The sequence below is a fragment of the Microbispora sp. NPDC049125 genome, from assembly GCF_040802045.1.
Lineage (GTDB): Bacteria > Actinomycetota > Actinomycetes > Streptosporangiales > Streptosporangiaceae > Microbispora.
The window spans coordinates 122,816-146,082 of the sequence record NZ_JBEZDW010000002.1 but is presented as its reverse complement, the minus strand read 5'-3'; the positions used below and the strand labels follow the sequence as shown (position 1 = coordinate 146,082).

The 23,267-nt window shown below is 71.4% G+C and carries 23 protein-coding genes; 11 read left to right on the top strand and 12 right to left on the bottom strand.

The genetic code is table 11. The annotated features are described in order from the left end of the window. Positions 1 to 191 precede the first annotated feature (191 nt). Positions 192 to 1,139, top strand: coding sequence for an aldo/keto reductase (locus AB0B72_RS03110; protein ID WP_367736618.1), 948 nt, complete (start codon positions 192 to 194; stop codon positions 1,137 to 1,139). A 187-nt stretch (positions 1,140 to 1,326) separates the two neighbouring features. Next, the gene (locus AB0B72_RS03105; protein WP_367736617.1) at positions 1,327 to 2,844 is read left to right on the top strand and encodes an MDR family MFS transporter; all 1,518 of its coding nucleotides are present in this window, start codon (positions 1,327 to 1,329) and stop codon (positions 2,842 to 2,844) included. Positions 2,845 to 2,914: 70 nt separating this feature from the next. Here the strand turns inward: AB0B72_RS03105 and AB0B72_RS03100 are convergent, their stop codons facing one another. The 6 genes from AB0B72_RS03100 to AB0B72_RS03075 form a co-directional block, all read right to left on the bottom strand. Next, positions 2,915 to 4,408, bottom strand: coding sequence for an SPFH domain-containing protein (locus tag AB0B72_RS03100; RefSeq protein ID WP_367736616.1), 1,494 nt, complete (start codon positions 4,406 to 4,408; stop codon positions 2,915 to 2,917). Between the two features lie 109 nt (positions 4,409 to 4,517). Then, a complete protein-coding gene (locus AB0B72_RS03095) occupies positions 4,518 to 4,718 on the bottom strand; it encodes a hypothetical protein (RefSeq protein WP_367736615.1) in 201 nt (66 codons plus the stop codon). A 163-nt stretch (positions 4,719 to 4,881) separates the two neighbouring features. After that, positions 4,882 to 6,018 carry an acyltransferase family protein gene (locus AB0B72_RS03090; protein ID WP_367736614.1) on the bottom strand — a complete coding sequence of 379 codons (1,137 nt, stop codon included), beginning with the start codon at positions 6,016 to 6,018 and terminating at the stop codon, positions 4,882 to 4,884. A 64-nt stretch (positions 6,019 to 6,082) separates the two neighbouring features. Continuing rightward, the gene (locus tag AB0B72_RS03085) at positions 6,083 to 6,691 is read right to left on the bottom strand and encodes a hypothetical protein (RefSeq protein WP_367736613.1); all 609 of its coding nucleotides are present in this window, start codon (positions 6,689 to 6,691) and stop codon (positions 6,083 to 6,085) included. A gap of 14 nt (positions 6,692 to 6,705) precedes the next feature. After that, a complete protein-coding gene (locus AB0B72_RS03080; RefSeq protein WP_367736612.1) occupies positions 6,706 to 7,032 on the bottom strand; it encodes a PadR family transcriptional regulator in 327 nt (108 codons plus the stop codon). Between the two features lie 43 nt (positions 7,033 to 7,075). Further along, positions 7,076 to 7,888 carry an SDR family NAD(P)-dependent oxidoreductase gene (locus AB0B72_RS03075; protein WP_367736840.1) on the bottom strand — a complete coding sequence of 271 codons (813 nt, stop codon included), beginning with the start codon at positions 7,886 to 7,888 and terminating at the stop codon, positions 7,076 to 7,078. A gap of 185 nt (positions 7,889 to 8,073) precedes the next feature. On the opposite strand from AB0B72_RS03075, the gene AB0B72_RS03070 reads away from it, so the two are divergent. Genes AB0B72_RS03070 through AB0B72_RS03055 form a run of 4 tightly spaced genes read left to right on the top strand, consistent with a single transcriptional unit; the run spans position 8,074 to position 12,129 of the window. Further along, positions 8,074 to 10,788, top strand: coding sequence for a nitrate- and nitrite sensing domain-containing protein (locus tag AB0B72_RS03070; protein WP_367736611.1), 2,715 nt, complete (start codon positions 8,074 to 8,076; stop codon positions 10,786 to 10,788). Beyond that, entirely contained in the window at positions 10,785 to 11,192 is a 408-nt protein-coding gene (locus AB0B72_RS03065) for a roadblock/LC7 domain-containing protein (protein ID WP_367736610.1), read from the top strand. The genes AB0B72_RS03070 and AB0B72_RS03065 overlap by 4 nt, the downstream gene beginning before the upstream one ends. Before the next feature lie 12 nt (positions 11,193 to 11,204). Beyond that, entirely contained in the window at positions 11,205 to 11,573 is a 369-nt protein-coding gene (locus tag AB0B72_RS03060) for a DUF742 domain-containing protein (RefSeq protein ID WP_367736609.1), read from the top strand. After that, positions 11,554 to 12,129 (top strand): ATP/GTP-binding protein, encoded by a 576-nt coding sequence (locus AB0B72_RS03055; RefSeq protein WP_367736608.1) that lies wholly within the window; start codon positions 11,554 to 11,556, stop codon positions 12,127 to 12,129. Before AB0B72_RS03060 ends, AB0B72_RS03055 begins: the two co-directional genes overlap by 20 nt. A gap of 22 nt (positions 12,130 to 12,151) precedes the next feature. On the opposite strand, the gene AB0B72_RS03050 is transcribed toward AB0B72_RS03055, so the two are convergent. From AB0B72_RS03050 to xylA, 5 genes are all read right to left on the bottom strand, one after another. Beyond that, positions 12,152 to 12,697 carry a DUF742 domain-containing protein gene (locus tag AB0B72_RS03050; protein ID WP_367736607.1) on the bottom strand — a complete coding sequence of 182 codons (546 nt, stop codon included), beginning with the start codon at positions 12,695 to 12,697 and terminating at the stop codon, positions 12,152 to 12,154. After that, a complete protein-coding gene (locus tag AB0B72_RS03045) occupies positions 12,694 to 14,634 on the bottom strand; it encodes a nitrate- and nitrite sensing domain-containing protein (protein ID WP_367736606.1) in 1,941 nt (646 codons plus the stop codon). The genes AB0B72_RS03050 and AB0B72_RS03045 overlap by 4 nt, the downstream gene beginning before the upstream one ends. 76 nt (positions 14,635 to 14,710) lie before the next feature. After that, positions 14,711 to 15,379, bottom strand: coding sequence for a DUF998 domain-containing protein (locus AB0B72_RS03040; protein WP_367736605.1), 669 nt, complete (start codon positions 15,377 to 15,379; stop codon positions 14,711 to 14,713). 186 nt (positions 15,380 to 15,565) lie between these two features. After that, positions 15,566 to 16,933, bottom strand: a complete 1,368-nt coding sequence (gene xylB, locus AB0B72_RS03035) for a xylulokinase (RefSeq protein ID WP_367736604.1) — start codon at positions 16,931 to 16,933, stop codon at positions 15,566 to 15,568. Between the two features lie 41 nt (positions 16,934 to 16,974). Then, positions 16,975 to 18,120 (bottom strand): xylose isomerase, encoded by a 1,146-nt coding sequence (xylA, locus tag AB0B72_RS03030; protein ID WP_367736603.1) that lies wholly within the window; start codon positions 18,118 to 18,120, stop codon positions 16,975 to 16,977. Between the two features lie 96 nt (positions 18,121 to 18,216). Here xylA and AB0B72_RS03025 point away from each other — a divergent pair, with 96 nt between their 5' ends. Next, on the top strand, positions 18,217 to 19,707 hold the full coding sequence (locus AB0B72_RS03025; protein ID WP_367736602.1) for an ROK family protein: 1,491 nt from the start codon (positions 18,217 to 18,219) through the stop codon (positions 19,705 to 19,707). Between the two features lie 206 nt (positions 19,708 to 19,913). On the opposite strand, the gene AB0B72_RS03020 is transcribed toward AB0B72_RS03025, so the two are convergent. Then, positions 19,914 to 20,150, bottom strand: a complete 237-nt coding sequence (locus AB0B72_RS03020) for a hypothetical protein (protein ID WP_367736601.1) — start codon at positions 20,148 to 20,150, stop codon at positions 19,914 to 19,916. A gap of 147 nt (positions 20,151 to 20,297) precedes the next feature. Here AB0B72_RS03020 and AB0B72_RS03015 point away from each other — a divergent pair, with 147 nt between their 5' ends. The 4 genes from AB0B72_RS03015 (at position 20,298) to AB0B72_RS03000 (ending at position 23,157) form a co-directional block, all read left to right on the top strand. Then, positions 20,298 to 20,807, top strand: coding sequence for a VOC family protein (locus AB0B72_RS03015; RefSeq protein ID WP_367736600.1), 510 nt, complete (start codon positions 20,298 to 20,300; stop codon positions 20,805 to 20,807). A 306-nt stretch (positions 20,808 to 21,113) separates the two neighbouring features. Continuing rightward, positions 21,114 to 21,983: an SAM-dependent methyltransferase gene (locus AB0B72_RS03010; RefSeq protein ID WP_367736599.1), complete on the top strand. Its 870-nt coding sequence runs from the start codon at positions 21,114 to 21,116 to the stop codon at positions 21,981 to 21,983. Positions 21,984 to 22,075: 92 nt separating this feature from the next. Continuing rightward, on the top strand, positions 22,076 to 22,591 hold the full coding sequence (locus AB0B72_RS03005; protein WP_367736598.1) for a hypothetical protein: 516 nt from the start codon (positions 22,076 to 22,078) through the stop codon (positions 22,589 to 22,591). Between the two features lie 218 nt (positions 22,592 to 22,809). Then, positions 22,810 to 23,157, top strand: coding sequence for an STAS domain-containing protein (locus tag AB0B72_RS03000; protein ID WP_367736597.1), 348 nt, complete (start codon positions 22,810 to 22,812; stop codon positions 23,155 to 23,157). Positions 23,158 to 23,267 lie beyond the last annotated feature (110 nt).

Below are 23,267 nucleotides of genomic sequence, written 5' to 3'. Positions count from 1 at the left end.
GCCGCCGACGCGCCGGCACAGTCACCGGGCGTACGGTTCGCCTACGGCGAGCCCGACGACATGCGGGGCATTCCGACCGAAGCGGGCGGCAGGAGCGATCGCTGTGCCCATCGCCCGCGCCCATCCCTTCATGACCTTGAGTTCACTCCAGCTGACAGACTCCTGTCGGTTTCGGTCGAAGGGAGCACGACATGGCGCAGGTGAACCTCGCCCTCGGAGCGATGGGCTTCGGCAGCCAGGTGGACAAGCGGACCGCGTTCGACCTGCTGGACCGCTTCGTCGACGGTGGCGGCACACTGATCGACACCGCGAACTGCTACGCGTTCTGGTCCGACCCCGACGGTGCCGGCGGGCACAGCGAGAATGTGATCGGTGAATGGCTGGCCAAGCGTCCCGGCCTCCGTGACCGCGTGCGCCTCAGCACGAAGGCGGGCGCGCAGCCGGTCGGCGGCGGAGAGTGGCCCGCCAATCGGGAGGGGCTGTCGGCCGCCGCGATCAAAACGGCGTCCGAGGAGAGCCTCCGCCGCCTGCGCACCGATCACGTCGACCTGTTCTGGACGCACATGGACGATCGGTCGGTGCCGCTGGAGGAGACCGGCCACGCGCTGGCGCTGCTCGTCGAGTCGGGAACGGCCGGTCGCCTCGGCGCGTCCAACCACCCCCTCTGGCGGGTGGAGCGCGCACGCCACATCGCCCGGACCAACGGATGGCCGGGGTACACCGCCTTGCAGTTGCGCCACTCCTACCTCAGCCCACGCCCCTGGGCGAAGGTGCCGGACCAGACCCACCGCTTCGGCTGGGTGACGGACGAGATCCTCGACTACGTCGCCGTACACCCCGAGGTCGCTCTGTGGGCCTACACTCCGCTGCTCAACGGCTCCTACACGCGCGACGACCGCCCCCTGCCCGAGGCGTACGACCACCCGGGAACGAGCCGGCGGCTGGCCGTGCTGACCGAGGTGGCGACCGAGCTCGGCGTGACCCGCAATCAGGTGGTGCTCGCCTGGCTGGCCGGAGGCGTCCCGCCGCTGACGCCGATCGTCGGCGTCAGCAACGCCGCTCAACTGGAGGAGGCCCTGGCAGGCGCCGCCGTGACGCTCCCCGGGGAACTGCGCGCGCACCTGGACGCGGTCGCCTGAGCCGCCAGTGAGCCGTGGACCCGCATGCGATTGCCGGCAACCCCGAGGCGCACGTCCCCATCTGACCGGCATTTGCGCGTAATTCGCGACAGGCCGGAATCAACGGGACGGAGTGACGGTTGCGAAACTCCGGGGCCGCCGCCTGCGGTCCGATCGGATTCGAAAGCGGACGACGGAGGCTTGGCGCATGACCACGACGGCGGCAGGGACGGGCGTCGGTCTGAGGTCGGAGCGCGGTCCCGTGCTCGCCGCCATCATGCTCTGCACGGGCCTGGTGGCGCTCGACAGCACGATCATCGCGACGGCCGTCCCGTCGGTCGTCGGCGACCTCGGGGGCTTCTCCCAGTTCCCGTGGCTGTTCTCGATCTACCTGCTCACGCAGGCGGTCGCCGTCCCCATCTACGGCAAGCTCGCCGACGTCTTCGGCCGCAAGCCGGTCATGTTCTTCGGCATCGCCGTCTTCCTCATCGGGTCCGTGCTGTGCGGCGCCGCCTGGAGCATGGGGTCGCTGATCGCCTTCCGCGCCCTCCAGGGGATCGGCGCCGGAGCCGTGCAGCCGATGAGCATGACGATGGTCGGCGATCTCTACTCGGTGGAGGAGCGGGCCCGCGTCCAGGGCTACATCGCGAGCGTCTGGGGCGTCGCCTCCGTCATCGGGCCGACCCTCGGCGGGGTCTTCTCCGAGTACGCGTCCTGGCGCTGGATCTTCTTCGTCAACCTGCCGCTCGGCGGCGTGGCCGCGTGGATGCTCGCCCGGCGGTTCAAGGAGCGGGTGGAGCGGGGCACGCACACGATCGACTACCTCGGCGCCGGGCTGCTCACAGCCGGGTCGTCCCTGGTCATCCTCGGCCTGCTGGAGGGCGGGGTGGCGTGGGGCTGGACGTCGGCCCCCAGCCTCCTGATCTTCGCGGCGGGGGCCGTCCTGGTCGCCGCCTTCGTGCTCGTCGAGCGCCGGGCGGCCGAGCCGATCCTCCCGCTGTGGATCTTCAGCCGCCGGACGCTCATCGGAGGCAACCTCACCGGGCTGGGCATCGGCGCGCTGCTGATCGGCCTCACCTCCTATGTGCCGACGTACGCCGAGGGGGTGCTCGGCACCGGCGCGCTGGTCGCCGGGTTCGTCCTGGCCGCGATGACGGTCGGCTGGCCGATCTCCGCGACGCTGTCGGGACGCGTCTACATGCGCCTCGGCTTCCGCGACACCGCGGTGATCGGTTCGGTCGTCGTGGTCGTTGGCACGGTGCTGTGCGCCCTGCTGGGCCGCGGCGCCGCCCTCTGGCAGGTCGCCGGGGCCTGCTTCGTCGTCGGCGCCGGCCTGGGCCTGACGGCCAGCCCCACCACGGTCGCCGTCCAGTCCGTGGTCGGCTGGGAGCGCCGGGGCGTCGTCACCGGGACCAACATGTTCTGCCGCTCCATCGGCAGCGCGGTCGGCGCGGCGGTCCTGGGGGCCGTCGCCAACGCCACGCTGTCCGACCGGTTCGCCCGGCCACCCGCCTCGGTCGCCGGCCGGCTGCCCGCGAGCGTGGACGCCACGGACACCGTGCTGGACGCGCACGCGCCGGTCCAGCCGGCCGTGGCCGCCTTCGTCCGCACGGCCCTCTACGACGCCGTGCACAACGTGTTCCTCGTGCTCGTCGTCGTGGCCGTCCTCAGCGTCGGCACGCTGCTGCTCATGCCCCGGCGTACGAAGGAGCTGTCCTTCGACTGACGCGCCCCGGCCTGACTCATCCGGGGCGCGCGCATGGCCCGCGCGGGCTGCGCGGGCCGTACGCGGGGTGTCAGTTGTCGGTGAGGCTCTTGGCCGGGGGCTCGGAGCCGTTGACGCCCGTCTGCTGGACGCCGTTGGCCCCGGCGAGCAGCGTGCGGGCGAGACCGAGGCCGGTGCCGCCGAGCGTCAGCGCCTTGGCGAGCATCTCCTCGATGCCCTGGGCGCCGTTGAGGACCACCATGTGGTCAACGTTGCCGAACGCCTTCGCGCCGGCCTCCACGATCTGCGGCCAGCTCTCCGCGAGCTGCTGGGCGATGACGGCCTCCTGGTTCTCTGCCAGCGCCTCCGAGCGGGCCCGGATCGCGTCCGCCTCGGCCAGGCCCTTGGCCTTGGCGGCCTCCGCCTCGGCCAGACCGCGCGCCCTCGCGGCGTCGGCCTCCGCCATGCCGCGCGCCCTGGCGGCCTCCGCCTCGCCGACACCGGTCGCCTTCGCCGCCGCGGCGGCCGCCTCACCGCGCAGCCGTACGGACTCGGCCTCGGCCGCGGCCGCCTGCTTGACCTGCGACGCCTGAGCCACGGCGCGCAGCTCGGTCTCCCGGGCCTCGGCCTCGGCCTGGGCGATGCGGGCGTCGCGATCGGCCTGGGAGAGCGTCACGGTCTCGTACGCCTTGGCGTCGGCCGGCTTGCGCACCTGGGACTGCAGCCGCTGCTCGGCGAGCTGCGCCTCCAGCTCGGCCGCCCGGGTCTCCTGGACGACGACCTCCTGGCGGGCCGAGGCGTCCGACAGCGGGCCGGCCTGGCGGGAGCGGGCCTGCGCCTCGTCGATCTCGGCCTGGTAGGAGGCCTGCTTGATCTGGGAGTCGCGCAACGCCGACGCCTTGTTCGCCGCGGCGATCTGCTCGGCCTCGGTCGCCTCCTGGTCGCGCTGCGCCTCGGCGATGCGCGCGGATGCGGCGATCCTGGCCGCGTGGGGCTTGCCCAGGTTCGTGATGTAGCCGGTCTCGTCGTCGATCTCCTGGATCTGCAGCGAGTCGACGACCAGGCCGAGCTTACTCATCTCGTCGGCGGCCGAGCTGCGCGTCTCGCTGGTCAGCCGCTCGCGGTTGAGGATGAGGTCCTCGACGGTCAGGTTGCCGATGATCGAGCGCAGGTGGCCGGTGAACAGCTCGTGGATGGCGCCGTTCATCGAGTCCTGCTGGTCGAGGAAGCGGCGCGCGGCGTTCGCGATGCTCGCGAAGTCGTCGCCCACCTTGTAGATCACGACGCCGCGCACTTGGACCGGGATGCCCTGCTGCGTCACGCAGGAGACCTGCAGGTTGGCCGCGCGGCTGTCGAGCCGGAGCCTGCGCGCCGTCTGGAACCCGGGCAGGACGGCGGTCCCCTTGCCCGTCACGATCTTGAAGCCGAGGCTGTCGGCCAGCTCCGTCTTCGTGTGGGCACCAAGGCCCGAGATGATGAGCGCCTCATTGGGCTCGGCCACCCGCCACACCGCCTTGAACAGCAGGATGACGACGACCAAGGCGACGACGATCGCGCCGCCCAGGACCAAGAACTCCGTTGACATGCGGGCCTCCGCATCGGGGGGAATGGGGATCCCGGCGTTCCGCTTGGATTTCCGCTTGGATTTCCGCTTGGGTTTCCGCGTGGATCCCGGGGAGAGGGGTCGGAGCGAGTCAGACGACGGCGCGGACGACGTACACCGTGCGCGGCGGTGAGTGCTCGACGACGACGATGATCGACCCCACCGGGATCTCCTCATCGGGCACGCTCGGATAGGCGTAGAACGCCTCCACGCCCCCACGGATGGGGATCATGACCTCACCGACGAGACCTGGTCCGATCTTCCCCGTGACCCTGCCCTGCCTGCCGATCACCCGCGCCACCCCGTCGTTTCACATCACCGCGAATGCGCACGCTACCCCGTATCACCGATTCGGGACAGGGTGCGAAAGCCGCCCGTCACCCCGCCCTTCATCGGCCGCGCGCTTAACTTCATTCCGACAACGGGCCTGATATGCAGAACGTTCCGGAAATGCGTCAGATGTGGGCCGAGGAGCGCTCAGAAGTGATCGCGGGCGCGGCCGGGCGCTCAGGCTCCGCGGACCCCGCGTGGCGCCCGCGCCGTCGCTTGACCACCCGCGTGGTCACCCGCGCCTCAGGCCTGCGCAGCTTCGTGAACGCCCACGAGATGTCGGGCTCGACCGCCCACTTGAACAGCCGCCGGACCGGCGGCGTGCACAGCACCGTGGCCACGACGACACCGAGGGCGATCATCGCGGCCACGCCGGCGGGATTGACGAGCTGGTGGGGGAACCGTTCTGTCACCTTCACGACGAAGCCGTGCAGAAGGTAGGCGTACATGGTGGCCGCGCCGAGCCCGGAGAACCACATCCGGCGGGTGGGCGTGACCGCGAGGAACGCCATGACCAGCAGGCCGCCGGCCGCCAGCAGGGCGACCCTGATCGCCGTGCCGGTCAGATCGTCCACCCCGATCTGCAGGTTGGCGTGCCGCCAGCGGATCCACTCCGTCGGCACGACCCGATGGAGGGCGAAGGCCCCGGCGAGCCCCGCCGCGAGGACGACCCACCCGGCCACCGTCGCCCAGCGGCGCCTGAGCAGGTCGAGGTGGGCGGGCGTCAGCATCAGGCCGAGCACGTAGAACGGCAGCAGCCCGAAGGTGCGGTTCATCGACAGCTCGTCGGGCAGCGCGCTCGTCCCCGACAGCAGCGACAGCGCCACCGCGATCATCAGGGGCCAGCGCAGCTGCTGCCACACGGGAGTGGACAGCCGCCACAGGAACAGCGACATGAGGAACCACGTCAGGTAGTACGGGTCCATGAGGCTGATGTCGAGCTTGCCGTACAGGAAGTAACGGGGCAGCGAATAGGCCACTTCGAAGATGACGTACGGCACCGCGAGGCCGCTGATGAGCTTCCTCGCCTTGCCCGCAGAAAATGTGAAATTCCTGGACAAATAGCCACTGACAACGATGAACAGCGGCATATGGAACAGGTAGACGAAGAAGTAGAGGGCGTGCGCCGCCGGAACGTCCCTGAGGTCCTCGACGAGGTGCCCGGACACCACGAGGATGATGGCCAGGAACTTCGCGTTGTCCAGCAGCGGATCACGAGTGGCAGCCGTGCGTGACGGGGGGGCGGGGGCGGTCGCGCTCACGCAGCGGGACCTTACGCCGCGGGGCTGGGAAGATCGGGCAACGGCGGGCGAACTTTCCTCGAACTTATGCCTCGTCACCCAGCGGTCGCGGACGGGCCGGGGGCGGGAGCGGCGCGGGCGGCGCCACCGGGAAGGGAAGACCGTTCCGGTCGAACTCGTGCATGGCGAGCATCCGGATCCTGCGCCGCCGGTTCGTCACCCAGCCGACCACGTAGCAGACGGCCATCACGCCGACGCTCAGCGTCCACCTGACCGGCCCCTCGGCCGGCAGCAGCAGGGCCATCCAGGGGCCCCACCACAACACGAACATCACAGTGAAACGCGCCCGAGGGCGCTTGGCGAGGAGACGGTCACGCGCCCACCAGCGGTACTCGTACGGCAGGCGCTGGTTCAGCACGCGATAGCGCAGCCACGGGCCCGGCCTCGGATGCTCGCGCAGGCGCAGGGCGAGGCCGCCGCGTACGACGTCCAGGCAGTCACGGAGGGGCGGCCGGGTCTGTCCGGGCTCCGCGAGATCCAGCAGCGTCGCGAGCAGCTCGTCGCCGCGATACTCGCGGTAGCGGGGAGGGTAGGCGAGCATGAGCCGCCGGGCGGCACGCGCGTAACGCGTCTCGGCGTCCGCGCCGGCACTCCCACGCGGCCGGGCGCGGCCCTCTCCTCTCGCGGGGCTCATCTCGGCGATCACACTCACATTCCGGGCTGGGGACGCAGACCGAGCCGCCGCTGGGCGCCGGCGGCCAGACGGGCCAGGCGGACGGTCTCCTCGGTGACGACCTCGCCGCCCGCACCCGTGAGCTCGTAGTAGCGGCGGTGGCGGCCGTCGACGACCTCCTCCTTGACCACCCCGACCAGCCCTTCGGCGGACAGGCGGTCGAGGGCTCCGTAGAGGGTTCCGGGGCCGAGGCGGACGCGATCCTCCGACAGCTCCCGTACGGCCTTGATGACGCCGTAGCCGTGGAGAGGCCCCTCAGCCAGGGCGAGAAGGATCAGATAGCTCTGCTCACGCAACGCCATGATTCGATATATATCATTACGCGATACATATCGGAAGACGACTTCACTCCTTGAGGCCCGTCGCGGCGAGGCTCGCCTGCCACAGCTCCTCGGCGAGGACCGGATCGGCCAATCTCGCGGGCACCCGTGCGGGCGCGTTCTTGGAGAAGAAGCGGCCGGAGTGCGTCACGCCGTCGGAGTGGGTGGCCAGGTGGGCGATCCTCGCCGCCCCCGCCTCCATCGGCTCGCTCATCCCCGGCGTCCACGACGCGAGCTTCATGAAGAGGGTGCCGGCGGCGAAATCGGTTCGCAGAACGCCGGGGTGCAGGCAGGTGGCGGCAAGGCCGCGCTCCGCCAGCGAGACCGTGAACAGGGCGTTGGCCTGCTTGGAGTCGCCGTACTGCAGCCATCCGCTCCAGCGGCGCCGCTGCCTGGACAGGTCGGCGGGGTCGAGGCGGCCCGTCTTCCCCGCACGGGACGAGGTCGTGACCACCCGGGCCGAGGACGCCTTGAGGCGGTCGAGCAGCAGGTTCGTCAGCAGGAACGGCGCCAGGTGGTTGACCTGCATGATCAGCTCGTTGCCGTCCACCGTGGTGGAGCGCTCGGTCGTCATGAGGCCCGCGTTGTTGACCAGGACGTCGATGCGCTCGTAGCGGGCGAGCAGGTCGGCCGCCAGCCGGCGGACCTGGTCGAGGGAGGCGAAATCGGCGGCGAGGGTCGCGGGGCGCCGTCCGGAGGCCTCGGCGACGCGATCGGCGACGGCGTCCAGCTTGCCGGGGCTCCGTCCCACGAGGACGAGTTCGTGCCCTTGCCCGGCGAGAACAAGGGCGGAGCCTGCACCGATTCCGGCACTCGCCCCAGTGATCACAGTAATCATCATTTCCTCCACTGCGCCAGGACTGTATCGGTGCTAGCCTTCTGTGCGATCTTCCGGAGGTGCATTTCCCCATAAATGCGGCGCGAGCCTCCAGCACTGCAGGAGTGGCCATGGGTTCGAAAAACCGGTCGATTCGGTTCAAGATCTTCTTGCTGCTGCTCCTACCACTGCTCATGTTGAGTGCTATGTGGGGGTTTGTCCTTAAACTGACCGTCGGCGACGGCCTGGTGCTCCTGCGCGCGAAGAGCGTGTACGACACCATCGGCGTCCCCTCGACGGACCTCGGTCTCCAGATCCAGGCGGAACGCGCCATCACCGCGGGGCTGCTCAGCTCGGGCCAGCGTGGCTCGTCGGCCCTCACCGCCCAGCAGGCCAAGACCAGCGCCGCCGTCGACATGTTCAAGAAGAACGCCGGCGACGAGTCGGCCCGCGCCTCGCTCGGCGAGGCCGTCGCCACGCCCCTCGACTCCCTGCTCACCTCGCTCGACCGCCTGCCGTCGATCCGTGAGTCGATCACGCTCGGCAAGTTCGACAGGCTGCAGGCGATCAAGGCCTACAACGGCCTCATGGACGAGCTGTTCGCGCTGTACGAAAGACTCGTCTCGGTCCCCGATCTGGCCGTCTTCCAGCAGGCCAGCGCCATGCAGGGGATGGGCAACGCCCACGAGATGATCGCCCGCGAGGACGCCCTGGTCCGCGGCGCGATCGCCAGCGGCCACATGTCGCAGGGCGAGCAGAACGCGTTCAGCGAGTGGGTCGCGACCCGCCGGTTCCTCTACAGCAAGAACCGCCCGGTCCTCACCGGCGGCAGGCGTGAGCCGTACGAGCAGGTGCTCGCCTCCCCGCTGTTCGACCGGTTCGCCGGGATCGAGGACCGGATCGTGGACCAGGTGCGCGCCGGCGGCGCGCTGCCCTCCGACAGCGACAAGTGGGCGCCCACCGTCGACGCCCTCGTCATGCGGCTCGACGCGGCACGGGTGAAGTCGTCCGACGCGCTCACCGCCGACGCCACCTCCGTGGCGAGCGGGATCATCGCGCGCATCGCGATCGCGGGCGGCCTCGGTCTCGTGGTGATCCTCACCACGATCATCTTCTCCGTCCGCTTCGGCCGCCGCCTCGCCCGCGACCTCGCGGGCCTGCGCGATGCCGCCCTGGACCTCGCCGACGTACGGCTGCCGCAGGTGGTGGACGCGCTGCGCCGCGGCGAGGAGGTGGACGTCGAGACCGAGGCGCCGCCGATCCGGGCCGGCGGCTCCGCCGAGGTCGAGGACGTCGCCCAGGCCTTCAGCTCGGTGCAGCGCACGGCCGTCGAGGCCGCCGTGGGGCAGGCCAACCTGCGCCGTGGCGTCAACCAGGTCTTCTTGAACCTGGCGCGGCGCAAGCAGACCCTGCTGCACCGCCAGCTCACGCTGCTCGACGACATGCAGCGCCGCGCCGACGACCCGGAGAGCCTGGACGACCTGTTCCGGCTCGACCACCTCACCACCCGGATGCGCCGCCACGCAGAAGGCCTGATCATCTTGTCGGGGGCCACGCCCGGGCGAGCCTGGCGCAAGCCCGTGCCGCTGATCGACGTCGTGCGAGCCGCCGTCGCCGAGGTCGAGGACTACACCCGAATCTCGCTGACGCCGATGCCCAACGCGTCCATCGCCGGGGCCACGGTGGCCGACATCGTGCACCTGATCGCCGAGCTGCTGGAGAACGCCACGATCTTCTCGCCGCCGCAGACGAAGGTGCAGGTGCGCGGGGAGGTCGTCGCCAACGGCGTGGTGGTGGAGATCGAGGACCGGGGGCTCGGGCTGACCCCGGAGGAGTACACCGAGATCAACGCGCGGCTGGCCAGCCCGCCCGAGTTCGACCTGGCCGACAGCGACCGGCTCGGGCTCTTCGTGGTCGGTCGGCTCGCGGAGCGCCACGACATCCGCGTCATCCTGCGCAACTCGCCGTACGGCGGGACGACCGCGATCGTGCTCGTCCCCCGCTCCCTGGTGGCCGACGACGGATCCCCCGCCCCGATCAGCGGGTCGGCGACACGCGTGTCGGGGGGCGCCCACGCCAAGCGGGCCCTCACCTCCGCCGCGCACGACGCCTCCGCGCCTTCTGAGGCTGAGCCTGCCGGTCCCGGGCCGGACAGGCCCGTGCCGGTGGGCCTGGGGGGAATTTCGGGGCCGACGACCGGCTCCACGACGAACGGCTCAGCCCGGCCGCGCGCCGTGGTCAACGGCCTCACCGACACCTCCGACGACCCGCTCGACGGCCCGCTCGACGGCCCACTCAACGGCCGGATCGACGGCCCCGTCACCGGCTCGGGGCTCCCCAGCCGCCGCCGGCTCACCGAGCGGCGCGACGCCACCGACCGCGACACTGCCGACCGCGACACTGCCGGCCGTGACCTCGCCGACGACTCCGGCGACTCCGCCGACGGCGACGGGACGGTGGCCGAGTCGTCCCCCTTCTTCACTCCTGCCTCCCTCCGCACCGAGGCCGTGCCGTCCGCCGCCCGCGACGACCTGCCGCCCGCGAGCATGGCGCCGGCGGTGCCGGGGCAGCCTGCGGTGGCCGGGGAGCCGGTGTCCACCGCCATGGCGGGGACGGACGACCTTCCGCGCTCCCCCGCCGTCCCCCGGCCCAAGCCGTCGCGCTCCAGCGGCACCCACGCCGGCCTGCCGCGCAGAGTCCGCCAGGCCAACATCGCCCCGCAGCTGCGTGGAGGACAGCAGCCGCAGGCGGCGGCGGTGGCCGACCCCGTCCACGACGAGCGGTCGCCGGAGGAGGCCAGGGCGACGTTCTCCGCCTTCCAGCGCGGGGCACGGCGCGGCCGGGAGGACGCCGAGCAGCCGGAGTCCGGCGCGCCAAGCGACCACGTACACAACACGCACGGTGAGAAGGGTGAGGAATGACCGGCAAAGCGACGCCGACCGGCGAACTCAACTGGCTGCTCGACGATCTGATCAGCAGGGTCGCCGCCGTCCGCCAGGCGGTGATCCTCTCCACGGACGGCCTCGTCGTAGGCGCCTCGCAAGGGCTGAGCCGGGAGGACGCGGAGCACCTGTCCGCGGTCGCCGCAGGCTTCCAGAGCCTCGCGCGCGGCGCCGGACGCCACTTCGGCGGTGGGGAGGTGCGCCAGACCATCGTCGAGATGGAGGCCGCGTTCCTCTTCGTGACGGCGGCCGGGCAGGGCACCTGCCTCGCCGTCCTGGCCGCCTCCGACGCCGACGTGGGGCACATCGCGTACGAGATGGCCATGCTGGTCAAGCGGGTGGGCCAGCACATCTCGACCAGCCCACGGCGAGTCTCCCCGTGAACGGGTGAGCAGATGACGGAACCCCAGTGGATGGACGAGGAGGCCGGGCCCGTCGTCCGGCCGTACGCGCTCACGGGCGGCCGCACGCGGTCGTCCGGCGCCCAGCTCGACCTCATCTCCATGGTGATCCCGAGGGACGCGCCATCGGGGAGCGACGCGGGCATCGGTCCCGAGCAGCGGCGCATCCTGGAGATCGCGGGCCGGGGCGCCTCCGTTGCGGACATCGCGTCAGAGATGGGCCTGCCACTGGGCGTGGTCCGTGTCCTACTGGGGGATCTGCACGACCTCGGGCTCGTCGACGTACGGGACCCGGGCAAGGTGGCGCCGCTGCCAAGCGAGCGCATTCTCAAGGAAGTGATCAATGGCCTTCGCGCCCTCTGAGGAGCCGGTCGCCCTCAAGATCCTCGTGGCCGGCGGCTTCGGCGTCGGCAAGACCACGCTTGTCGGCGCGATCAGCGAGATTCGCCCCCTTCGCACGGAGGAGGTGCTCTCCGACCGCGGCATCGGCGTCGACGACACCGACGGTGTGGAGGGGAAGACCACCACCACCGTGGCGATGGACTTCGGCCGGATCACCATCCGCGAAGGACTCGTGGTGTACCTGTTCGGCACCCCGGGACAGGAGCGTTTCTGGTTCATGTGGGACGAGCTGTCGTACGGCGCCCTCGGCGCCGTGGTACTGGCGGACACCCGCCGGCTCACCGACTGCTTCCCGTCGATCGACTACTTCGAGCAGCGGGGGACGCCGTTCATCGTCGCCGTCAACTGCTTCGACGGCGCCGACCAGCACGAGGCCGAGGACGTTCGGATCGCGCTCGACCTCGACCCGGAGGTCCCCGTCCTGCTCTGTGACGTACGCCGCCGCGCCTCCGCCAAGGTCGTGCTCGTCACGCTCGTCGAGCACTCGCTCAAGATGCTGACGGCCGCCCAGCGATAGGAAACGGGGGCGGGGCCCTCCGTCACAGGGCCCGCAGGCCGCTGATGACCTCCTGGAGGAGGCTCTCCATCCGGGAGGAGGCGCCGGGAGGGCGCACCCGCGCCAGTCCGTGGTCGAGCAGGTCGCCGAGGAGCACGCGGACCACGCCGAGGGGCAGCCCGGCCTCCGACGCCAGCTCGGCCAGCGTCTTCGGCTGGGACAGCAGGCCGAGCAGGCGCCGGTGCTCGATCCCCAGATCCGTCCCGTACGGGACGGTGACGGCGACGGCGTCCACGACGCTGGTCAGGCCCAGGGTGGCGGACGAGCCGGCTCGCGCCCGCCCCCGGGTCATGGCGTAGGAGCGGACCACCGGCAGGTCGTCGACCCACTCCGCCGCGTCGCCGTCGCCCGCCTGCGCCGCCGCGTCGCCGTCACCCGGACGCACCACCGCGTCGCCGTCGGCAAAACGCACCACCGCGTCGCCTCGCCCGTCACCGCCGAATCCCGCGGCTTCCCCGCTACGCTCGCCGCCGTGGTCCTGGGCTCGCTCGCCGCCGTGTCTCTGGGCTCGCTCGCTTCGCTCGCTCACGCGTCCGCTCCTTCCGGCAGCGGGAACGCCGCCGGCGGGAGGCCTCCGGCGGGCGCGTCGAGCAGGTCGTGCGGCAGCAGCACGATCGCCGTGGTCCCGCCGTACGGAGATGAGCGCAGCTCCACCCGCACCCCGTGCCGGGCCGCGAGGCGGCCGACGACGACCAGGCCCAGCCGGTCGGTGTCCGCGAGGTCGAACTCGGGCGGCCCCGCCAGCCGCCGGTTGATCGACTCACGGTCGTCCGGGCGGATGCCCAGCCCGCGATCCTCCACCTCGACCGCGAAGCCCCTGGCCGCCGCCTCTCCGCGTACGGAGATCTCGGTGGTCGGCGGCGAGTAGGCGGCGGCGTTCTCGATCAGCTCGGCGAACAGGTGCACGATGTCGGCGACGGCCGCGCCGCGGACGGCGACGTCCTGCATCTCATGCAGGCGGACCCGCGTGTAGTCCTCCACCTCGCCGATCGCGCCCTGCAGGACGTCGGCGACCGGGACCGGCTCACGCCGGATGCGGCCCGCCGAGCCGCCGGACAGCACGATGAGGCCCTCGGCGTGCCGCCGCATGCGGGTGGTCATGTGGTCGAGCCGGAACAAACCCTCAAGCGCCGCCGGATCCTCCGCGGTCCGCTGCATGGCGTCGAGCAGCCGCAGCTGCCGTTGCAGGAGGCCCTGGCTGCGCCGGGCGAGATTGCGCAACGCCTGGCCGGCGCTCTCCCGGATGCGCGCCTGATCCACGGCCGCCTCGACCGCGGTGCGCTGGACGGCGCTGAACGCCGCCGCCAGCTCGCGCACCTCGGCGGTCCGGCCGGGCGGCCCGAGCGCCGGGGCCGTGGCGGCCACATCCACCTTCTCGCCCTGGCGGAGGCGCTCGACGACGGCCGGCAGCCGCACCTCGGCGAGCTCACGCGCGGCCGTACGGAGCCCGCTCAGCTCCCGGGCGATCCTGCCCCCCGTACGCAGGGACACGAGCAGGGTGAGCCCCACCGCGAGCAGCCCGAGCAACCCCGCCACGCCGGCCCGGACGAACGTGGCCACCGCCGTGGGCTCCGCCCGCGAGGCGAGCGCCACCCCACCCTGGGAGACGGCGTCCTGGTAATCGGCGGTCAGCTCGTCGGTCACCTGGCGCAACAGGGCGTGGGTCGCCCGGGGGCCCTCCTTGCCCGCGAGGATCCACGACTCGATCGTCTCGAACATCCGGTAGGGGCCGCTGACGAGCAGCCGCTCGAACGGCGCGCGCAGGGACGGCTCCAGCTCGGCCATGCCCTGCTCGAAGAGGTACTCCCGGGTGGCCGCCAGCCGCGTGAACGCCAGCCGCTCGGCCGCGGTGAAGGTCCGGCGGGCCGCGAGCACACCGGCGGCCATCGCGACCTCGCGGCTGAGCACGTCTCTGGCGAAGCCCACCATGGTCAGGCTGCGGGACTGCTGGTAGAGCGGCACGTCGTCGCTGAGCGTCATCGTGTCGATGAGCTGCTGGAGGGTGGTGGGCAGCCACGCGAACCGCTGCCCGAGCGCCACCAGGTCGACCGTGCCCGCGTCGACGTCGGCCCGCGTGTCGTCGAGTCCGTCGACCGCGGCCGACACGTCGTTGAACCTGGCCATGACGGCGGGGGTCATCGCGTCGCGGGCCTCCTGCGAGCCGGACAGGGACCGGAACCGGGCACGCTCCCGGTCGGCGAGCAGGCGCTGCGCCTCCAGCCGCGTGTGCGCCCCCGATGAGCGGGTCGTCAGGAACTCGGCCGACAGCAGATGCTCGCGCTCAAGCGCCGCGGCGAGCCGGTCGCCGGGGTCACCCACCTTCTCGTAGAGGGTGCTCACCGTGAGCAGCCCCGCCGACGGGCTGGTGGTCACCACCGCGGCGAAGACCCACAGGGCCACGAGCGAGACGAGCGGGATGACGAGAAGCGTCGAGATCCGGAACCTGATGGACCTGGTCGAGCCCATGCCACCTCATCGGTACGCCCCCGTCCGACAGATTGGGCACCGAGGCTAGCAGGAGGCTTGCGACATGTACGACTAGTTAACGATATGTTACGAAGTTTCGCCGAGTCCGCCACTCGATGAGCCGGTCGTGCAGCACCGGTCCCCAGGTGAGCTGCAGGAGCCGTACGGCGAGGACGCCGAGCGCCGCGACCTCGGCGGTGAGCAGCAGCCGCTCGACGAGGCCGATCATGACACCGTGGCCGGGCAGCGCCACGTACGTGATGACGGCCAGCCCCAGCCCTCCCGCCAGCGCGAGCCACTCCAGCGGGCGGGCCGCCGTCTTCCACCGCTCATCGGCGGCGAACCGGCCCACCAGCATCGTGACGGCGGCCGGCACACTGACGAAGGCGGCGACCGAGAGCATCCGGTGCACCTCGGTCTGCCACGTCAACCCGAGCTCCGCGCCCGTCGTGGGCACGATCGCCGCCCCGATCAGCGCGGCGCTCCACACTCCAAGCAGCCTGGCCGGCCACCCGTCCACCGGCGCGCCGGCGGCGCGCATCCCGGCGAGCAGCGCCAGGGACGCGACCCCCAGGACCGCCATCGCCAGCTCGATCGTGTTCCCGCCGTCGCGCGCGGCGTAGTCGCTGATCGTCATGGACACCGGGTCGAGCCCGGGGTTCCCGCTGACCTGCGTCGCGACGACCGAGACGACCGCGAGCACGATTCCCCCGCAGGCGACCAACGGAAACAGCTTCTTGACCATGCCTTGAGGATCCCGCGTTCACCCCCGGCCGGGCATCCGGGACATCGCGTAGATCCCCCCGATCCCCCCTCAGGGTCACATCAGGGTGCCGCTCCGCACGGCCCCTCCTCGCCCGCCCCTCCTCGCCCGCCCGGCCGATCCCGATCGGGCGGTCCGGGCGGGCGAGGAGTTTCCACCGATGCGCCGTCAGCCGGCGGAGGCGGCGGCGTGGTAGCGGTCGCGGAGACCGGGGGTGACCTCCGCGTCGTAACGGGCCACGTCACCCATGGCCCACACCGGCGGCTCGGACTCGCCGGACAGCAGCCAGGCGGCCTGCCGGGCCGCGCCGTCCGCGACGTACTCCCCTGGGCTCGGCACCAGCACCGGACGTCCGAAAACGGCCGGCGCGATCCTGCGCACCGCCTCCGACCGCGCTCCCCCGCCGATCAGCAGCACCCGCTCGGGCCGCAGCCCGAGGGCGTCGAGGGCGTCGGCCAGGCCGCACAGCATGCCCTCGACGGCCGCCCGTGCCAGGTGCGCGGGCGTGCTCGTCGCCAGCCTGAGCCCGTGCAGCGAGCCCGTCGCGTCCGGCAGGTTGGGAGTGCGCTCCCCCTCCAGGTACGGCACGAGCACCAGGCCGTCGGCCCCCGGAGGAGCCTCCAGCGCCAGTTCGCTGAGCCGATCCTGGCCGACGCCGAGCATGCGGGCCGCCGCCTGCAACACCCGTGCCGCGTTCAGGGTGGCGACGAGCGGGAGGTAGCGGCCGGTGGCGTCCGCGAACCCCGCCACCGCGCCGGACGGGTCGCCGTACGGGCTGTCGGTGACGGCGAACGCCGTACCCGAGGTGCCGATGGACACGACGACGTCGCCGGGCCGCATGCCGACGCCCAGCGCGGCCGCCATGTTGTCGCCCGTCCCCGGTGCGAGCCGGGCGTCGCCCGCCGTGCCCGCCTGCTCGGTGGGGCCGAGCACGCGGGGCAGGCCGGCCGGGCCGCCGAGGGCGAGCTCCAGCAGGTCCGTACGGTAGGCACCCGTCGCGGGTGACCAGTAGCCGGTGCCGGAGGCGTCGCCACGGTCGGTGGTGATCGTCTCCGGCCGCCCCGCCAGGCGCCAGGTGAGCCAGTCATGCGGAAGGCAGACCGAGCGGGTGCGGCGTGCGCCGTCGGGCTCGTGCTCGGCCAGCCAGCGGAGCTTGGTCACGGTGAACGAGGCCACCGGGACGCTGCCGACCGCCTCGGCCCACTTCTCCGGGCCGCCGAGCTCCGCGACGAGCTGTTCGGCGGCACGGGCGGACCGGGTGTCGTTCCACAGCAGCGCCGGGCGGACCACCTCGCCGTCCTCGTCGAGGCAGACCATGCCGTGCTGCTGCGCCGCGACGCTGACGGCGGCCACGTCGGCCAGCCCGCCGGCCTGTTCGACCGCGCTCTCCAGCGCGGTCCACCAGTGATCGGGATGGACCTCGGTGCCCTCCGGATGCGGCGCCCGGCCCTCCCTGACGAGAGCACCGGTATCCGCGTCCCGGATCACGACCTTGCAGCTCTGGGTCGACGAGTCGACCCCCGCGACGAGCGTCACGGCCCTCCTCCTTGTCTCGGCGTCTTTTCGGCGTGCTGGTGTCAGCCGCGCACGCCGAGCAGGTGCTCGATCGCGAGCTGGTTGAGCCGGGTGAAGTGGAAGCCGCGCTCGGCCGCCGCGTCCAGGTCGAACGACTCGGCGAGCAGGTCGTCCACGCTCTCCCCCGCCGCCACGGTCGGCAGGGCGAGGTCCGGCACCCGGCTGGCCGCCTGCGCCTCCTGAACCTCCGGGTCGGCGCGGAACGCCTTCGACTTCTCCTTGAGGATGAGGTAGGTCCGCATGTTGGCGGCGGCGGACGCCCAGACGTCCTCGCTGTCGTCGGTGCGCAGCGGCTTGTAGTCGAAGTGGCGGGGGCCCTCGTAGCCGCCGTTCTCCAGCAGGTCGACGAGGAAGAAGGCGCTCTTCAGGTCACCGTGGCCGAAGATGAGGTCCTGGTCGTACCTGGGACCATGCTGGCCGTTCAGGTCGAGGTGGAACAGCTTGCCGTGCCACAGGGCCTGGGCGATGCCATGGACGAAGTTGAGCCCGGCCATCTGCTCGTGGCCGACCTCGGGGTTGAGGCCCACCATCTCCGGGTGCTCCAGCTCGTTGATGAACGCGAGCGCGTGGCCGATGGTCGGCAGCAGGATGTCGCCACGGGGCTCGTTCGGCTTGGGCTCCACGGCGAACCGGATGTCGTAGCCCTTGTCGATCACATACTGGCACAGGAGGTCGAAGCCCTCCTTGTACCGGTCGAGGGCCACCCGGACATCCTTCGCGGCGTCGGACTCCGCGCCCTCCCGGCCACCCCAGCAGACGTAGGTCGTCGCGCCCAGCTCGGCGGCGAGGTCGATGTTGCGGATGACCTTGCGCAGCGCGTAACGCCGCACGTCGCGGTCGTTGCTGGTAAACCCGCCGTCCTTGAAGACGGGGTGGGTGAACAGGTTCGTGGTCGCCATCGGCACCTTGAGCCCGGTCTCGCTCAGCGCCTTCTTGAAGCTCTCGATGGCCTTGGCGCGGTCGGACTCGACGGCGAGGAGGTCGTCGTCGTGGAAGGTCACACCGTACGCGCCGAGCTCGGCCAGGCGGTGAACGCTCTCGACCGGGTCCAACGGCGCCCGGGTCGCGTCACCGAACGGGTCGCGCGCCTGCCAGCCGACGGTCCACAGCCCGAACGTGAAACGGTCCTCGGGAGTGGGGGTGTACATGGGTCGCCTCCGAATTAGTCTATGTTGTGGACTAAATATCCGACGTGGTGGGCCGCCAGGTCAAGAGGCCGTGTCCACCGATCTCAACGCCGGGCAGTGGGGGATGTGATGGCGCAGGCCGTACGGCACGACGCGATGCGCGCGCGGAATCTGGCGCTCGTGCTGGGAGAGCTCGGCGCCCGGGGCGCGCTGACGCGGGCGGCGCTGGCGGAGATCACCGGCCTGACCAAGACGACCGTGTCCAAGCTCGTGGCCGACCTGATCGAAGCCGGGCTCGTGCTGGAGGCCGGCGCGGTGCGCGACGGCGAGCGCGGCAGGCCCGGCGTCGCGGTCCGGATCAGCGGCGAGCATGTCGCCGCCGTCGGCCTTGAGATCAACGTCGACTACCTGTCCGTGCGCGTCGTCGACCTCGCCCGTACGGTACGGCTGCGTCGCACACAGGCTGTGGACAACCGTTCCGCACAGCCTGTGGACGTGCTCGCGCGACTACGGGATCTGGCCCTTCAGGCTGTGGACGAAGCTGTGGAAGCGGGTCTGCGCGTGGTCGGCGGGGTGCTCGCCGTGCCCGGCCCCGTCGACCTCGCGACCGGCACCGTGCACAACGCGCCGAACCTGGGATGGCGTGACGTCCCGGTGTCGTCGCTGCTGTCGATGCCGTTCCCCATGTGGGTGGAGAACGAGGCCAACCTCGCGGCGCTGGGCGAGCTGTGGTTCGGCCGCGGGCTGCCCGACTTCCTGCATGTCTCAGGCGAGATCGGCATCGGCGCCGGGCTGGTGGTCCAGGGGCGGCTGTTCCGCGGTGCGCGTGGCTTCGCCGGGGAGCTCGGGCACGTGGCCGTCTCCCCCGACGGCCCGGCCTGCCGATGCGGCGGGCGGGGATGCCTCGAACAGTACGCGGGCCAGGACGCCCTCCTCGCCGCCGCCGGAGGCCCGGTCGTGCGGCAGCACCATGCCGGGGCCCCAGGCACGCCGCCGAGCGAAACGCCGGGTGCGCCGCCGAGCGCAACACCGGGCACACTGCCGAGCGAAACGCCGGATGCGCCGCCGAACCAGGCGCGAGGTGCGCTGCCGACCGAAGCACCGGGTGCGCCGCCGAGCGCAACACCGGGCACACTGCCGAGCGAAACGCCGGATGCGCCGCCGAACCAGGCGCGAGGTGCGCTGCCGAGCGAAACGCCGGGTGCGCCGCCGAGCGAGGCGCGGGGCACGCCGCCGAGCGCAACCCCCGGCGATCGGCTGGAGCCAGGCGATCAGGGCGTCGGGTGGATCGTCTCCCGGCTCCTGGCGGGTGACGAGGCGGCCCTGAGGGCGTGCGAGCGCGCGGGATGGGCGCTCGGCGTCGCCCTGTGCTCGGCGATCAACCTGGTCGATCCGGACGCCATCGTCCTCGGCGGGATCTACGCACCTCTCTTTCCCTGGATCGGCGGCGTCGTGGCGGACATGCTCGCCTCCCGCCTGGGCCAGATGCGCGACGGCGTGCCCCCGGTGGTCGTGTCGCATCTCGGCACCGAGGCGGCCGCCCTCGGCGCCGCCGGCCAGGTGATCCAGCGAGTCATCGCCGACCCGGCGGCCGCGCTCCAGCACTGAGCGCCATCACGACCCCGAGCTCCTCGCAACCCCGAGCTCCTCGCAACCCCGAGCGCCATCGCACCTCTGGGCGCCCCCGAGCACCATCTCACCCCATGAGCGCCTGGCGGCCCTGAGCACCCCGGCCATTGAAGAGCCCTGGACCCGTCGTGGCCCGCGTCCTCGGCGGCGCAGGCCACGACATGACCGTCCGGCACCGGAAAGCGTCAGAGCCCGGAAGGGTCGCGGCCGAGGCTGATCTCCTCGGCGATGCGGCGCAGCTCGTCCGGCCCGAGACGGGGCGTGCCGGGCAGCCCGGCCCACAGGGCCGCGACCACCTGGTGGTACGGCTCCCCGGCGTGGCGGACGGCAACCTGATGGACGGCCCGGAACAGCATGAGGTTGTCCTCGTGCACCCGTGCGGCGTCATGGCCGCGGTCACGTGCGGCCCAGTCGCTGATCATTTCGGCTCCCCCTGTGCATCCTGATCCGTGCATCCTGATCCGTGCATCCTGATCTGAACCCCGGGCCACCGTACGACCTGGCACCGACAGTTTCCGGGAAACCCTCATCCTGTAGAATTGTTTGAGAGTTCAAGTTTGGGGGTCGCCATGCCGGTCCAGCGCCTTAACCACGCCGTCCTCTATGTTCGCGACGTCACGCGAAGTGTGGCGTTCTACCAGGAGGCCCTCGGCTTCCGCGTCGTCCAGGCATATCCGAACGCGGCCTTCCTGCAGGCGTCGGGCTCGGCCAACGACCACGACCTCGGGCTGTTCGCGATCGGGGCCGGAGCAGGACCGTCGGAGGCCGGACGCTCCACGGTCGGGCTATACCACCTGGCGTGGGAGGTCGACACGCTGGCCGAGCTTGAGCGCATCTCGGTCAAACTCACCGAGATGGGCTCCCTGGTGGGCGCCTCCGACCACTCCACCACCAAGGCGCTCTACGCCAAGGATCCCGACGGAATCGAGTTCGAGGTGTCCTGGCTCGTGCCGGCGAGCCTGCTCACCGAGGAGATCCTGGCCGCGCGCGTCCACATCAGGCCGCTCGACCTCGCCGCGGAGATGGAGCGGTTCGGAGCCGCCACGCGCGGTGGCGTCGGGGTCAGCGTCACGGCCTGACAGGACTTACACCGTTCCGGCCGGAAGCACCTTCGACGGCCGCGTCCAGCTGAGGGCTGCGACCCCGCCGGATCCACCTCCGGCCCCGCCCGCGCGCGGGCCGCCGATCGCGCGGTCCCGTTCGTCCCCGCATCCGCCCGGGCCCCCGCCCGCGCGCCCGGCCCGGCGCGGCTTATCCCACCGCGCGCCCGGGCCATTTCGGCGCGACGCCACGCCGGTTACCAAATAATGCCTTCAAGTGGAATACAAAGGCATTTATCATGATCGGCGGTGTTATTCGGGTTAACGAGCGGCAGGGGCTGAGCTATGACCGGCAGCGACTTAGGCGCCAACGGCACCGCTGGAGAGGACGTCGGAGAGGACGTCGCGTCGCACGCCGGCATCGACACGTCCAAGCCGAGCATCTCCCGGGTGTACGACTACTACCTGGACGGCAAGGACAACTTCGCGGTCGACCGGCAGGTCGCCGAGATGGGGCTGACGATCGCCCCCGACGCTCCGGCCGCCGCGCGCGCCAACCGGGCGTTCCTCAGGCGGGTGGTTCACCACCTCGCCGCCGAGGCGGGGATCCGCCAGTTCCTCGACATCGGCTCCGGCCTGCCCACCCGGGGCAACGTTCACCAGATCGCCCAGAACGCCGCACCCGAGTCGCGGGTCGTCTACGTCGACAACGACCCCATCGTTCTCGTCCACGGCAGGGCGCTGCTCGCCGAGAACGGCAGGACCACGGTCATCAAGGCCGACATCAGGCAGCTGGATTCGCTCCTGGCGCACCCTGAGGTCAGGAAGTTCATCGACTTCTCCGAGCCGGTGGGCGTCCTGCTGTTCGGCATCCTGCACCACCTCAACGACCACGAGGAGCCGGAGGCGATCACCGCCCGCCTTCGCGAGGAGATGGCGCCCGGCAGCTACCTGGCCGTGTCCCACTTCCACAATCCGGGCCCGGAGCGTCCGGAGGTGGCCGCGCAGGCGTCCGCGGCGGAGAAGATGTTCAACGAGCACCTCGGGACCGGAAGGTGGCGTACCCGGGACGAGATTCTTTCCTACTTCGGCGACATGGAGATCCTGGAGCCCGGTCTCGTGCCGCTGCCCGAGTGGCGCCCCGAGCCGAACGACGTCGTCGAGCAAGGCATCACCTACCACACGTTCCTCGGCGCGGTGGCCCGCAAGCCCTGAGCGTCGTGCGGCGGTGCATGCGCGCGTCAAGTGGGGTGAAAGTCGTCAGCCCGACACTGGTCCCTCCACCAGCGCACGAAAGGGACCCCCCGATGACCCCCGCTCGCATCCTCACCGGACTGACCGGACTCGCCGTCACCGCCGCCATCGTCTCCGCCGCACCGGTCCCGGCACAGGCGGCCACGGGGGCGCCCACGTCCGTCACCGGCGCGTCGGCGTCCGCCACCCGGCTCTGGGGCCCCTACTACGCGCCCGGCAAGAAGGCCAAGGCGTCCGGCACGATCAAGGTCACGAACCTGAACACGTCGTCGATCCCCGTCGTGGGCACCGCGCTGGTCACCGGCAAGGTGCGTGACTACACCAAGAGCTCCTCGGTGTGCGGCTGGGCGGTGTTCCGCGTCACCTACCGGAAGTCGGACGGGAGCCTGCCGTTCACCCACAAGAGCTACCGGACCTGCGGCGTCACGACGCCGAAGTCCATCAGCTTCTCCTTCCCCCACACCTACGAGGTCGAGCTGAAGGTCTGCAGCGAGCACAAGGCCGCCAAGCCGTCGCTCGTCTGCCTCTACGGCGGCACCTGGAAGGTCCTGTACGTCTCTTCGCACTGAACGACCCCGCATGCCGGCCATTGCGGTCGCGGAAATAGTGAGATAGGTCACTGTCCCCTCGACCGCACACCGGCGGCGTACTTCCTGACGGGAGGCCCTTCGGGCGGCTCGGCCCGCCGTTTCAGAGCGGTCGCCGCCTCACGGCCGGGTTGACATAAGTCAGTGCGGGCCGTGATGCTCGAAGTGGTCGCCCCTCTACAGGAAGGCGGCGCGCCCCAATGATGACCTTGAACAGCTCCTTCGAGCCCGCACTACACACGAACGTCCTCTACGCCGACCGGCAGCTCAGCATCCAGGCCTCCGGTGACGGTTCCATCAGCATCGACGGTCAGATCGACCTGACCAACAGCGACGCCATCGCCACCGCCCTCACGAACGCGCGGGACGACGACGGCACGATCGTCGTCGACGTCGCCGGCCTGCAGTTCATCGACCTCTACGGCCTTCGCACCCTCGCCCTTCTGTCGGAGGATCCGCTGGGCCGTCCGGTGCGCCTGCGCAACGTCCCGCCGTCGCTTCGACGGCTCCTCGGCCTGTTGTCCTGGCCGTCCTTCAGCATCGGGTGACGCTCGCGGCTCTCCGCGGCGGGCCCGGCCCCCATCTTCCTGCACGGCCACGCGACATTCCCCGCGTGGCCGTTCGAGCATGCGGCCGTTGATTACCAATATGTGTGTTT